The following is a 13,370-nucleotide window of genomic DNA, read 5'->3' on the forward strand; positions in this document are numbered from 1 at the left end:
ATCCATTTAACTTTTGCTTATATGTTCCCTAGAGACTGACTAATCAAACACGACGGTAGTCATCATTAAATCAAAAACACTGTTCACTGGCCCCAGCGTTGTCTCAAAAATGTAATTGATCCCGTTATGCTTAATCATGTAACCGTACCCTGAACCCATGCCCACATATTTAAACTTTCTAAATTCTTGGTTATTGATGGTTTCGTTGAAAGTGAAATAAGCCCCTTCCACGCTGTCGCTCCCCGTCGTCCTGACGTGAAACCTGTTCCCGGGATGGTTTTGCGTTATGATGAAATAATTATTTTCCGGCGTCTCCACGGTATATGACCCGTCGTTTGGATATTTTATGCTCACGCCCAAGTTTCGATAACTCTTCCACGCCGAGGTGGTATCAGCTATCTTAAAAGTTTTCACGATATCTTCGATTTCCCGCATTCTCGCAACCATCGTTTCATTGATAGCGCCTTGCGAGGATGAATATCCAAAGACATATTCACCACTTTCACCCAGATAGGTCGGTGCAGGATCCTCTTCTGATTTTATTTGCTGCCACTGGCTCTTTGTGTGCATACTGATGTTAAATAATGAATCCTGGGTAGGAAATCCAAAATCAATGGAATCACTGATGCCAAACGAACCCCAATCAAGTGTTCGATTTTTTGTGGCATAACCGCTCCATGTGTTCGACAGGGTTAACGTGAATCCGTATTGCGCATTATCGTAGACAATTATTCCAGCATCGTCGGCTCCTTGATTAATATTCTGAGATTCGTCTGCAATGGGCTGTCCGCCATTATTTTCACCTGCTGCGGAAGGCGCACTGTTTTGAGCGGTTGGGGTAGAGCTGATCGGCTTATTTTGATCCGCCTGCCGCTGACTGCAGCCGGTAAACAGAATGATGCCCAATGTGAGTATGCTTAAAAATATATATTTCCTCATATTTTTCATTAATTTGATAATATAACGAGATAATGCTTCGCTTCTTCTTGAGTGGTGATTTTTCCTTCCAGCTGCGCTTCGCGGATGCGCGTTAATATTTTCCCCACTTCCGGCCCCTCGCCTATGCCAAGCATGGTCATGATGTCGTGACCGGAGAGAAGCGGTTTTGGCAGGGTATGCTTGCCTTTTTCCTTGAGCGCCTCAATGCGAACGCGCATACGTTTATAGTCGGCAATCGTCCCCTTGCCATCCTTGGCAATCGTAGCCGCTCCATCCGCATAAGAGAGCTTGAGAAGTTCTTCGCCTAATAAGGGATCGCGGAAGAAATATTTCTCAATGGTACTGGGGCGCAATTCGTCCACATCGCCGTGGACAAAAAGAAGGTGATGGCGGATGAGCGCACATACGCGATTCGCATCAACTCCGATGCCGGTGGGGCTGGTGAGTTTGAGCCGCTCAATAAGAGAAGCTACCATTTCCGCGCCCACCCTGTCGTGGTCGTTAAACCGTATCCGATCGGCGCCATGCGCTTCAGGGGTGGTGAGCGTGGGGGGTTTCCCTATGTCATGCAAAAGCGCCGCAAGCGCCAACTCCGCATTCCAAAGCGGCTGCGGAGCAGGAAGCAAAACAGGATTGCCGAATTCTTGGGCAAAAGCAGGAGACTCAATCACCGCGAGCGCAAGCCGCGTGTGAGTCCACACGTCTCCCTCCGTATGGAATTCTTGCGGTTGCGGGCACCCTTTCATCGCCAGAAGCTCCGGCATCAAAATGGAAAATGTACCGCTCGACTCAAAAAGGTCAAACGCCGCCAAGGGATGTACATCAAGCGCTTTCAAGAATTCTTGCGCTATTACTTCCGCAGGAATAATCCTTGCGCCTTGGCTATCAAGGTCAAGTAAATGTGTGATACTGCGCGCGATCGCATCCCAGGTAGAGGCCTCAATTGTAAACCCAAGAGATACGGCAAACCGCAAGCCGCGCAATGCGCGGGAGTAATCTTCTCTCATGCGCTCATCAGGGTTCCCCACCGTCCTTAATTTTTTATCCGTGAGATCCTCTAAACCGTTAAACTCATCAACAAGGATACCTCCCTTTTGTCCCCCCCTTAATAAGGGGGGGATGGGGGGGTCGGTCACCCGCATGGCCATCGCATTGATGGTAAAATCCCGCCGCCCTAAATCCTCCTTCAAGGGAAGCGCTGGGTCGGATTGCGTATCCACATCGCGGTATTTCCCCGTGCCCCACGCGTGTTCGGTGCGCGGGAGTGCAATATCAAGGGCTTCCACAGAGGAAGGTTCTGTCAGTTTCAATTTATATACCCCAAATGTCTTGCCGACATAATTCACCGCGCCGAAACGCGACAACTGGGCTTCAAGTTCCGGCGTTTCGACATTGCGCACCACAAAATCATAGTCCTTCGTATCAGCGCGCTCCAATAGGCAATCCCGCACTGCCCCTCCCACTAAATACACCTCTGTCTGCGGCAGCGATGCACAGAGCGCGTCAGCCCAACCCAAAATACCGCTTTTGCGCAGTTCGTCCCTATAGGCTTTGAGAACACTATTGGCTTTTTGCGAATCCATACGGTACGATTATTCCAGTTAGGCCTCTTTACAGTCGGCGCTAACCGCAGACCCGCCTGCCTACGCCAGTTGCGGGGAACGGTAGTATGCTTAATGTTAAAATCTTCCCTGACGTACGGAGCGTTCCCGAGGAAAGGCAATGGCGGGCAGGTAAACGCAGATCGTCACGCCCGCCTGCCATAAACCTGTCCACGAGATGAGTGATATCTGAAAAGGTCGGTACCAACAACGTTATTCTGTTGAACCTTCAAGGAAGGCACTGGCGGGCAGGCTTGACCTTATCGCAGATAAACGCAGATATTCTTCTTACTCATTGTACGATATTCTCTTATGAGATAATAGAGTATAGAGTGATTGTTTATTGTTCTTAACCAAGAAGCGAGGGAATACCAATTTTTCGAGGACTTATGCCTGTAGTCAGGCAGGCATAAGCGCGAGGCAGCTTAGGTCGCGTCCGCAGAAAAATTGTGTATTCCTGAGCGCGGAATATGGCCGACGATATATCACAATTAAAACAAGATATCATATTCACTGCCAACCTGCGAGGGCATGAGTTCACTTTCCATAGCGCGTACGGCCTGTTCAGCCCCAAAGAGATCGACCGCGGGTCTCTTTTGCTGATTGAAACCGTTGCCGTAAATCCTCACGACACCATCCTCGATGTCGGCTGCGGCTATGGCGCCATTGGGCTCACCCTGGCAATGCTCGCGCCTCAAGGCAGGGTCCACATGGTTGATAAAGATTTTGTCGCGGTTGAATACGCGAAGCAAAATGCCGCCCTCAATGGCATCGCCAACTGCGAAATTTATTTAAGCAACGCGTTCAGCGCAGTGCCTGATATCAAATTCGACACCATCGTTTCTAACCTTCCCGCAAAAGCAGGCAATGAATTTTTTACTATCCTTTTCCATGACGCCAAAGCGCATCTGAAACCGGGAGGCAAGCTCTATGTCGTGACGCTCGCGGGAATGAAGAAATATATCAAAAGAAATTTCCAGGAACTATTCGGCAATTACAAAAAACTACGCCAAGGCAAAACTCACGCCGTGTCGCTGGCAATACGTGAATAAGGACGGCTCGTCTGTAGATAAAGATACAAATTTTTATGATTGATACCGCCAGAATAACATCAATGCCACCTAATGCCACAAGAAGCACGCTTTTAAATACAAAAAGGTCTATAGCATGTTAATGCGAGAAACCTCCGCATGGTGCGAAGGTAATAACATGGTGGTCTATTCTTAAAGTAGTTCGGACGCATTTCGCCGCCTGCGGCGGCGAGAAAATCCCCCCGCAAAATTCCGAACCGAAATCCTGAACTTTGACAATTTCAAGTTTTTCTTTGGCGGCAAATTCTTTTACCGCGTTAGGAAACTCCACCAAGGCTTCTTTACTGAAATGACATTTCCGGATTCAGCACTTACTTTGGTTTCGATCTGCATTGAAACAGGAATTACGAAAAGAAGTTTGGCTTGTTTTGTTCCCTTAACAGAATATATTGGTTGTTGAGATTCTTCTTTAAGTTCAATTGTGCTAACTTCGGTTCCCGCCGCCACTTTAGATGAGGCTTCTTCTGGCAAAATTTTGATTTCCTTATTTCCAGTTGATGTTTTAAGGGATAATTTATTCCCTTCAATAACAAGTTTTTCTGTTGTAACTGCAGTTGCTTTTTCAGATTGGAGAGATAGACCATTCGGGACTTTTTCTATGGAGACTGATTTTACGCCCGATTCTGAAGAAGAAATTTTTGCCTCAATGGGTTTTATTCCCTCTACTGGACAAGTTGTGGTATCTCCGGAACAAGTGCAGCCCACCGGACATTGTTTTCCCGGACAAGAATAAATTGGACAGCCGTTAGAATCTTTTTGAGCAGTAGGAATTCCACCAACGCAAGCGGTACAGGCGATGGGCGGTTCTACTGGACAAGTGCAAGTATCTCCGCTTTTCACGCAAGGAGCTTTACAAGATGGCACTGGACAAGTTGTGGTATCTCCGGAACAAGTGCAGCCCACCGGACATTGTTTTCCCGGACAAGAATAAATTGGACAGCCGTTAGAATCTTTTTGAGCAGTAGGAATTCCACCAACGCAAGCGGTACAGGCGATGGGCGGTTCTACTGGACAAGTGCAAGTATCTCCGCTTTTCACGCAAGGAGCTTTACAAGATGGCACTGGACAAGTTGTGGTATCTCCGGAACAAGTGCAGCCCACCGGACATTGTTTTCCCGGACAAGAATAAATTGGACAGCCGTTAGAATCTTTTTGACCAGTAGGAATTCCACCAACGCAAGCGGTACAGGTAACTGAAGTTGTAATTTGCGTTGGATTTATTTCGATTGATTTAACAGAAGAAACGGTTGATTGAGCGTTTGCTGTTAGAACCAAAAACAAACCGCCTGACAATATCAGAGTTAGTAATAAAATGTTTCGTTTCGCATTCATAGTTTTTGAAATTAAATGTTAATAATTTTTAGAAAAGTCGACTAACTTTTCTACTTATTTCTAATTAAAATAATATGAAAAATTTTCTTTTCCCAAAATTAAAATACAGTTCGAGCCGATATTTTTATCAGGTTTTTTGGCAGTTTTTAAGTTCAGAATTTCGGTTCGGAATTTTTGGCCAGACCCTCGCCCCGCCCTGGCGGGGCGAAATGCGTCCGAACTACTTTAAGAATAGACCACCAGACAGGAAATTGCAAGCAAGAGGCAGTCGCCTCCCCCGCATCAAGTGCGGGGTCGGCGACCAAATCATAAGGTTTTCTGGGCGAAAAAATCAGTTGGCGATTCTGCATTTTGGGAAAAGAAATTTTTAATCAAAACCATATGAAATACATACTTTACGCTCGCAAGAGCACCGAAGATGAGGACAGGCAGATTTTAAGCATTGAGGCCCAAGTCTTTGAATTAAAAGAATTTGCCGCCAAAGAAAAACTTGAAATTGTCGATCCGATTTTCGTCGAGACCAAAACTGCCAAAGAACCTGGGCGAATTAAATTCGCAGAAATGTTGTCATTGATTGAAAGAGGGAAAGCAGAGGGGATACTTTCTTGGAATCCGGATAGATTAGCTCGTAATTCCGTTGATGGAGGGCGAGTAATTCACATGATAGATCGCGGCTTGATTAAATCATTGAAATTTCCAACATTTTGGTTTGAGCCAACACCGCAAGGACTTTTTATGCTCCAAATTGCTTTTGGTCAAAGTAAATATTATGTGGATTCACTTCGAGAAAATGTAACTCGTGGAATGAGGCAGAAAGTAAGAAATGGAGTATGGCCAAGCAAAGCACCGCTCGGCTATCTCAACAATCCAAAAACCAGAGGAATTGATGTTGATAGAGAAAAAGCACAAAAAGTGAAAAAGATTTTTGAACTCTACGCCACCAGAAATTACAATCTCCGCGAAATAGCCGAGTGGTGCAAACGGGTAAATCTCAAAAGCAATTTAGGCAACAGCATTTCAATTGGAAAAGTCCATGAGCTTTTACAAAACGTTTTCTACATCGGTCTTATGAAGTATAAAGGCGAAATTCATGAGGCAACTCACGAGCCGCTAATTTCAAAGAAACTTTTTGATAAAGTGCAGGAAATTATGCGAGAAAAAGGCAAGCCGCAAAAAGTTAAGAAACATAATTTTGCTTTTCTCGGGTTTATGAAATGTCCTTGCTCGGCGGCGATAACAGCAGAAAAGAAAATTAAACCAAGTGGCAGAGAATATGTGTATTATCGTTGCACAAAAAAGAAAGGGCCATGCCAAGAAAAACACTTTTTGCGACAGGAAGAATTATACGAACAGATTAAATCTTTTCTTCAAAAAGTTTCTTTGTCGAGCCACGACACAGAAAACGTTTTAGCCGAACTCGAAAAAGAAGAAATACAAACAAAAGAGCAAGCCAAAACAACTGTTCAAAATCTTAAAGTACAATTAGCTGAAATTGAAATAAGACTTGAAAAACTGCTCGACGTTTTTCTTAACGAGGTTATCTCTGTTGAAGATTACAAGGCGAGAAAAGAAAAACTACTTATCAAAAAGGTCGGGCTACAGGAACAAGTCAGAGATTTTGAACAGAATGGCTTATCGTGGCTCGAACCGGCTCGTGAGTTCGTTTTATCATTAAATCAAGCCGCAAAACTACTCAAATCTGAAAACAAGATGGAAATGACAACATTTCTTAAAAATATCGGCTCGAACTGCATTTTGCAGAATCGCCAACTGATTTTTTCGCCCAGAAAACCTTATGATTTGGTCGCCGACCCCGCACTTGATGCGGGGGAGGCGACTGCCTCTTGCTTGCAATTTCCTGTCTGGTGGGCGGCAGAGGGATCGAATCCCAGTAGCAGAAACATCGTTTCGCTACGGGACATGCCTCTTAACCTCAGCAATGTCAATGCTGCACTCCCCGACAAAAGCCATTCGGGCATTTAGGCGGGCCCACCTACACGCGAAGCTTATGGCGGGTAACTTCACCCCGCATTTATATGGTGTGTTTATTTGACGAAATCCGAACTTATTTTGAACGGAACTGACGGCGCGCCTCGCGCGCCAAACTGAACGCTCGGGCGGGCAAAAAGGAAGGGGGTTGGGGGGTCCCGCCTTGGCGGGATTGCCCGCCCTCGCTTTTCCGCCGCCGCCGAATTTCGTGCCAACGAAGTTGGCGCGTCGCCTTTAACTCTGATTTTGAACTACTTCTAAATCCTTTCTCTTAAAAATCTTATCATAAAGAGTGATTATCAGCACTCCCAACAAAGTAGTTACCACAAAAACCTGTTCTTTCAAAATCGGGAAAAGAATAAACAAGACAATGGAAGGAATTAAAATTGAATAGAAACACGCATTTGCTGAAATCTTTTTTGAATAGATTCCGGCAAAAATAGGCGGCACAAAAATTAACGCCAAATATGTAACCAGCAATGACAAAGTAACTATATTTGGAATTATAAACGCCAACCCAAACCCAACAACGCCAAAGGCGGCGGTGAGCAATCGGGCATATATCATTTCTTTCCTGCTATCAAGATTTTTCTGGCCGAACAAGGCCTTGTAGATAATTGTAGAACCGCCGACAAACAAACTATCAAGAGAGGACATGATAACAGCCAGAATTGACGCAAAACCAAATCCAACTAACCATGGCGGTAAAATTCCTTTCATCAACGTAAATATGGCGGTTTCCTTCTGAATTCCAACTGGCAATTTAACTGCCGCAACAAGACCCAAAAACAAAACTAAAAATCCAAGAAAAGCGGTAATTGGAATTGCAAGGTAAAATGATTTTTTGGCAGTGCTTTGGCTTTCGGCGGAAAAAATTCTTTGCCAATGCGTAGTATTGCCGAGATACAAAAATCCGCTTACTAGAATTACTCCGATGAACCAACTTAATCCGCCGAAAGCCAGCGGGTCAAGATGGCCTTTCGGTAATTGCGCGAACAAATCGCCAAAACTTCCTATGCTTTGATATCCAACAATTGCCATAGCGATAAACACCAGAACGATTACCCAAAATTGAATAAAGTCGGTGATGATATCAACTTTTAATCCGCCCATCGCGGTGTAAAGAATTGTAATGGCCGCAGAAAAGAACAATGCGATTACATAATCAACTCCCGTGAGAACGGACGCGAGTGATGCAATGGCAATTGCTTGAATTCCAATCCAAATAACAAGCAAAAATAATTGTAGCCAGCCCGTTAAAATTTTGTTTTTTCTTCCAAACCTTTTTTCAAAAAAATCAACAATAGTATGCGCGCCGTATTGATCGCCAATTTCTTTTATTTTTTTCGCCAATAATCCGAGAATAAACATACCGGCTATAAAAGAAATTGGCAACGCCAAACCATATGAAATGCCAGTGTTGTAAACCTCCGAAACGATAGCTACTGTTGCACCAGCCCCCACCACCGTAGCAACAGTAGAAAAAGTCATGAGCCACAAATTTGTTTTCCGTTGATTTACAAAATATGCCTCAACAGATTCCCTTCTGGAAAAATACCACGCAACGAAAAACATCGCTGCTAAATAAATTATTAAAACAATTGATGTTGTGTCCATATATTTATCTTATTAAATCATCAACGCTTACCTCAAGAGCTTTCGCTATTTTCTTGAGGGTATCAAGCGTTGGATGCCGGTTTTTACCAACTTCAATCTCGATAATTGTATTGCTATATCAGCGAGCCAGTGTTTCCTGATACCGAAGGTCTGATCGTCAAAAAATCTGAAAGTTTAAAACTGGTGGGCGGCAGAGGGATCGAACCTCTTGCCTCAGCAATGTCAATGCTGCGCTCTAACCAAGTGAGCTAGCCGCCCAAATGTTCATCCAACCACTTTCTTCCTTGACCGCTCTTGAGAAATTTTTCTCGTTTTAACGCTTCTGTTTTGGTCTCATAATATTCAGTGTAAAGAAGCGTAAATGGGCCATTTTGTCTTGTCCAACTATTTGATCCGTAATTATGTTCACGGAGACGAACAAGTGCCTCTTTCCCAGTACTTCCTATATACCGCTTTCCATTCTTCAAACCTTTCAAAACGTACACCGTAAACATATTATTGCGCTCTAACCTCCGCCAGAGGCGGATCAGCCTTTGGCTGAAAGTGAGCTAGCCGCCCTGGATTACTTTTGACTTACTGACTCTATGACTCCAATATGGGCGCAGATGGACTCGCCCAGTCATCCGACTGGGCGCCCGGTCGTATGACCGGGCGAACGAAATGCGCGCACCTGGACTCGAACCAGGAACCCCGGTCTTATAAGGGCCGTGCTCTAACCATTGAGCTATGCGCGCAGATACCCCGTTGCCTGCCCGCCGAAGTTCCGTGAAAAGGAACGGAGACGGGAGCTACATGCCCCTCTCCGCATTATACCCGCTCCACACTATAGGGAAAAGGGATTGACATTGAACAATGAGCAAAGAACAACGAGTATTAAGTAATGGACTACGTGCGTACCGCCAGCAGTTTCCCGCGCACTTCATCCACCACTTCCCGCTCCACGGCGACGGCTGGCTTGTCCTTTATGACAAATGAAACCGCTGCCCGGTCGCCTGCGGGCTGAAAACGGCTTAAGGTTTGATGGAGATCCAAATGACGGTCATGGGTGCGGGCGAATACATGCACCAGAGCGTTTGCCGCGGTTTCTGCGATGAGCAGCGCGATGCGCGTCTTGGGGATGGAGACCATTAATTCATCCATAACCCCCACCAAGTCGTCCACGGTGCCGCCCGCGCGTTCAAAATCCGTGGCAGGAAGCACCGACCATACGCACTGGGCAAGCGTATCCTGCTTCAAGCGGGCGAGCGCCCTTCCCCACAGTTTGAGCGACGCGACGGTCTTGGTGCGGTAGAGATTCGACACGATCTCCTCGCGCTTCGCTCCCATGCTCACCAGCTGGCTTGCCAAGGACAACGTCTGAGGCGTGACTGTCGGAAGGCGGAAACTCTCTGTTTCGGCAGTAATGCCGGTGAGCAGGTTCGTCGCCACCGCATCATCCACCAATTTCATATCCCATGAGGTAAAGAGGTTTGCCACTACCTCGGCGGTTGCCGCGGCGGTCACGTCAATGAGATTAATTTTACCGTAATGCTCGTTATGGGTGGTGTGGTCTATGTTCACGGTCGGCGTGCGGTAAAAAAATTCCGGGCTCTCGGTATACAAACCTCCCAAAGACTCGAGATCCGGCGTGTCAAACACCATCACCAGGTCATAGCGCCAATCAGAGCTTCCGGTCGTCACGTCATGAGGCGCAAAAAATCCCTTGCGAGGGATTATGGAGATAACCAATTTTCCGTCCACGATGTCATAGGTAAATTCCTCTACTTCCGCATTGCGGAGCGCGAGGGTAATGATGAATTTGCGCATGGCCTCAAGGGACGGCCTCACGCGGTCAATGCCCGGGAGAAACGCAAGATGAGCGGGCGCTTCAAATCCTGATGCCGCGATGGTATTTGATTTCTCCATGCGTGTGAGCACCTGGGACACCGCCAGCGCGGAGGTGAGCGCGTCCACCGACCAATTCTTGCGAAAGGTAAGAAGAATGCTTTTGCTCCGTTCAATGATTTCCAATATTTGTTGTTGGGTAGATAACGCCATGTGCGTACGTTGAAAAAAGCGTTGCGCGCGCCTCAAGGAGCAGATTCCGGCTCGCCTGCCATCCTCGCGGGAGACAGGTACCAATGAATTAAAAAAACCGCACTAATTGCTTATACCTTACCTAAAGAGGATACGTTCGCCGCTTCCGTGCACGGGGAAACAGAATTAAAACAGTATACTGATTCACCGAGAAAGTGTCAATGTGCATGAGGGTAACTGCTCACTAACCATCGACACCCCCACCATGCAAAAGAGGGGGCTCCACTGCGGGATTGGAGAATGCCCCCCAGTGAGCAGTTACGCATGAGTGAAACGACAGAACGTTTGACGAAGCGCATAAAAACCAGTATGGTGATATGGTGATAATGTAAAAATCAAAACTCAAAAATCATGGTTCGACTCGGCTCACCATGATAAATAACGGTTGTCATCCTGAGCCTGTCGAAGGATTGCATTTTAGACTTTGCATTTGATTTCCAAAATCATGAACCTCACTGAACTTGCCCGGCGCGTCAATATTCCCACCTCGCGGCTCAAGGAAATCCTTCCGGAGCTCGGTTTTGATATTGGCATGCGCGCGATCAAGGTTGATGACCGCGTGGCGCGTGCCATTATTGAAAAACTCAGCCACTCTGACATAAGAGCCAAATTAATGAATCGGGAGAACATCGCTGAAGCGCCGCTCGAACAGGCGCCGGAAACTGCGGCAGGGAATACTATAGATCTCCCCGCATCACTCACCGTCAGGGAATTTGCCGCGAAACTCGGCCTGCCGGTTACCCGCGTCATCGTGGCGCTGATGAAGCAAGGCGTGATGGCGGCGCAGAATCAGCATATCGACTTTGAAACTGGGGCGATCATTGCGGGTGATTTCGGGAAGACGGTCACGCGCGCGGAGGAGAATGCCCAAGCTGCCCCTTCCCTTCTCGAAGATGATGCGCGCTTAAAAACGCTCCTTACAGAAACGGACGATGCACTCCTTGTTCCCCGTCCGCCCGTCGTGGTGGTGATGGGGCACGTGGATCATGGTAAAACGACGCTGCTCGACGCCATCCGCAAAACGAACGTGACCGCAGAAGAGCATGGCGGCATTACCCAGCACATCGGCGCGTATACCATTGAACAGCAAAATCGCCATATTACGTTCATTGATACTCCCGGGCATGAGGCGTTCACGGCGATGCGTTCGCGCGGCGCGAGAGTCGCCGATATCGCGATCCTCGTCGTCGCCGCCGATGACGGCGTGCAGCCCCAAACCATTGAAGCGCTCACCCACATACAGCGCGCCGCACTTCCTTTTATCGTCGCGATCAATAAAATCGACAAAACAGGGGCAAATCCGGAACGCATCAAACAAGATCTCGCCAACCTCAACGTGGTAGGCGAGGACTGGGGCGGCAAAGTCCCCTTCATTGAAATCTCTGCGAAAAAGGGAACTAACATGCCGGAACTCTTGGACCTCGTGCTCTTGGTGGCGGACATTGAGAAGGACCAGATTAGGGCGAATCCCGATCGTTCCGCGATCGGGACCATTATTGAATCGCATGTAGACCAGGGTGCAGGGCCGGTCGCGACCGTGCTCGTGCAAACCGGCACGCTGCGCACGGGCGATCTCGTCAACGTGGGAGACGCATTCGGAAAAGTGAAAGCGATGAAAGACTTCAAGGGCACGCTCGTCGCCGCTGCATCTCCTTCCATGCCCGTGAGAATTTTGGGGCTCAAGTCCCTGCCGCGGGTGGGCGACATTCTTGAGGTGACAGATGATCCCGCGCAGTTCAAACAAAAAATGAGGGATACAAAACCCAAGAAACGCCCCATACGGTTCGGAACTCCTCCCTCCAATGTGACCGTGACAAAACCCGAAGACGGCGAGGAAGAAAAAGAGGAAACGGTTCCTATGCCGGAAGTGCACCTGCTCATCCGCGCGGATGTGCTGGGGTCATTGGAAGCGATCCATGAAGCGCTTCAGGCCCTCCGCCACCCGGAGGTGAAAACCACCATTATCCAACAAGGTTTGGGGCCGGTGACCGAGGCAGACGTCCTCTCTGCGGAAGCATCCAGCGCGTGCGTCATGGGATTCAATGTCCCAGCTGCGCCTGTAGTGCTTGAACTGGCCAAAGATAAGGGCGTGGAGGTAAAAACGTTCACGATTATCTACGAGCTTGTAGACGAAGTGAAAAAACTCATGGAGCAGCTCCTCTCCCCCCACATTCGAGTGACTGCCAAGGGGGATGTGGAAGTTATTGCCATCTTCCGGCACGATCGCGGCCATGCCATCATAGGAGGCAAGGTGCGGAAAGGGAAAGTGAGCACCGGGCAATTGTATCGCCTGAAGCGCGGCAATACCCTCAAAGGGTTAGGTAAAATTACGAGCGTGCAAATCGGCAAACAAGTGGTGCAGGAAGCGGTGGAAGGGCAAGAGTGCGGCTTAAGGCTGGAGGTGAAGTGCGCGCCCGCCGTGGGAGACCTGATAGAAATCTACACGGAAGAAAAGCTGAAACAGGAAATGCTATAAATATGCGCTTCGCGCATATCGCGGGCCCGCCTGCGCAGGCAGGTTAACGCGGATAAACACGCAAATTCACGCAGATATTGAAACTCTGCATTTCACGCTGTCCTCAAGCCAAGGGCAGCGTCAGTATTTTCCAGTCAAATAATGATACCTCAATAGGGGAGTCACCGATACCGTGATTTTTCAATTAAGCGACCTTAAAAATTGTTCAATTTCTCAAATAAGGCGGCCTTTGCTTTTTTCATCTCCTCG

Annotated in this window: 9 protein-coding genes and 2 tRNA genes; 3 read left to right on the forward strand and 8 right to left on the reverse strand. The window is 47.6% G+C overall.

The features are described 5' to 3' along the window. Positions 1 to 39: 39 nt before the first annotated feature. On the reverse strand, positions 40 to 939 hold the full coding sequence (locus WC659_04660) for a hypothetical protein (GenBank protein ID MFA4873199.1): 900 nt from the start codon (positions 937 to 939) through the stop codon (positions 40 to 42). Between the two features lie 8 nt (positions 940 to 947). Further along, positions 948 to 2,522 carry an HD domain-containing protein gene (locus tag WC659_04665; protein ID MFA4873200.1) on the reverse strand — a complete coding sequence of 525 codons (1,575 nt, stop codon included), beginning with the start codon at positions 2,520 to 2,522 and terminating at the stop codon, positions 948 to 950. A 488-nt stretch (positions 2,523 to 3,010) separates the two neighbouring features. Here WC659_04665 and WC659_04670 point away from each other — a divergent pair, with 488 nt between their 5' ends. Continuing rightward, a complete protein-coding gene (locus tag WC659_04670) occupies positions 3,011 to 3,592 on the forward strand; it encodes a methyltransferase (protein MFA4873201.1) in 582 nt (193 codons plus the stop codon). A gap of 288 nt (positions 3,593 to 3,880) precedes the next feature. Here the strand turns inward: WC659_04670 and WC659_04675 are convergent, their stop codons facing one another. After that, a complete protein-coding gene (locus WC659_04675) occupies positions 3,881 to 4,963 on the reverse strand; it encodes a PepSY domain-containing protein (GenBank protein MFA4873202.1) in 1,083 nt (360 codons plus the stop codon). Between the two features lie 381 nt (positions 4,964 to 5,344). Here WC659_04675 and WC659_04680 point away from each other — a divergent pair, with 381 nt between their 5' ends. After that, a complete protein-coding gene (locus tag WC659_04680) occupies positions 5,345 to 6,946 on the forward strand; it encodes a recombinase family protein (GenBank protein MFA4873203.1) in 1,602 nt (533 codons plus the stop codon). A gap of 240 nt (positions 6,947 to 7,186) precedes the next feature. On the opposite strand, the gene WC659_04685 is transcribed toward WC659_04680, so the two are convergent. From WC659_04685 to WC659_04705, 5 genes are all read right to left on the reverse strand, one after another. Next, positions 7,187 to 8,569: a sodium:solute symporter family protein gene (locus WC659_04685; GenBank protein MFA4873204.1), complete on the reverse strand. Its 1,383-nt coding sequence runs from the start codon at positions 8,567 to 8,569 to the stop codon at positions 7,187 to 7,189. 181 nt (positions 8,570 to 8,750) lie between these two features. Then, positions 8,751 to 8,827, reverse strand: a tRNA-Val gene (locus WC659_04690). Then, on the reverse strand, positions 8,818 to 9,063 hold the full coding sequence (locus WC659_04695; GenBank protein MFA4873205.1) for a GIY-YIG nuclease family protein: 246 nt from the start codon (positions 9,061 to 9,063) through the stop codon (positions 8,818 to 8,820). Before WC659_04695 ends, WC659_04690 begins: the two co-directional genes overlap by 10 nt. Before the next feature lie 167 nt (positions 9,064 to 9,230). Continuing rightward, positions 9,231 to 9,303: transfer RNA gene (locus WC659_04700), tRNA-Ile, on the reverse strand. Between the two features lie 151 nt (positions 9,304 to 9,454). Further along, complete coding sequence (locus WC659_04705; GenBank protein ID MFA4873206.1) at positions 9,455 to 10,606, reverse strand: hypothetical protein; 1,152 nt, start codon at positions 10,604 to 10,606, stop codon at positions 9,455 to 9,457. 484 nt (positions 10,607 to 11,090) lie between these two features. Here WC659_04705 and infB point away from each other — a divergent pair, with 484 nt between their 5' ends. Continuing rightward, a complete protein-coding gene (gene infB, locus WC659_04710; protein ID MFA4873207.1) occupies positions 11,091 to 13,121 on the forward strand; it encodes a translation initiation factor IF-2 in 2,031 nt (676 codons plus the stop codon). Positions 13,122 to 13,370 lie beyond the last annotated feature (249 nt).

It is taken from the genome of Patescibacteria group bacterium, assembly GCA_041645165.1.
Classification (GTDB): domain Bacteria; phylum Patescibacteriota; class Patescibacteriia; order 2-02-FULL-49-11; family 2-02-FULL-49-11; genus 2-02-FULL-49-11.

Bases quoted from the DNA above. Each gene is read 5' to 3' on its own strand.
- WC659_04685 (MFA4873204.1), bottom strand. From the start codon at position 8,569: ATGGACACAACATCAATTGTTTTAATAATTTATTTAGCAGCGATGTTT.
- WC659_04660 (MFA4873199.1), bottom strand. From the start codon at position 939: ATGAGGAAATATATATTTTTAAGCATACTCACATTGGGCATCATTCTG.
- WC659_04665 (MFA4873200.1), bottom strand. From the start codon at position 2,522: ATGGATTCGCAAAAAGCCAATAGTGTTCTCAAAGCCTATAGGGACGAA.
- WC659_04695 (MFA4873205.1), bottom strand. From the start codon at position 9,063: ATGTTTACGGTGTACGTTTTGAAAGGTTTGAAGAATGGAAAGCGGTAT.
- infB (MFA4873207.1), top strand. From the start codon at position 11,091: ATGAACCTCACTGAACTTGCCCGGCGCGTCAATATTCCCACCTCGCGG.
- WC659_04705 (MFA4873206.1), bottom strand. From the start codon at position 10,606: ATGGCGTTATCTACCCAACAACAAATATTGGAAATCATTGAACGGAGC.
- WC659_04670 (MFA4873201.1), top strand. From the start codon at position 3,011: ATGGCCGACGATATATCACAATTAAAACAAGATATCATATTCACTGCC.
- WC659_04680 (MFA4873203.1), top strand. From the start codon at position 5,345: ATGAAATACATACTTTACGCTCGCAAGAGCACCGAAGATGAGGACAGG.
- WC659_04675 (MFA4873202.1), bottom strand. From the start codon at position 4,963: ATGAATGCGAAACGAAACATTTTATTACTAACTCTGATATTGTCAGGC.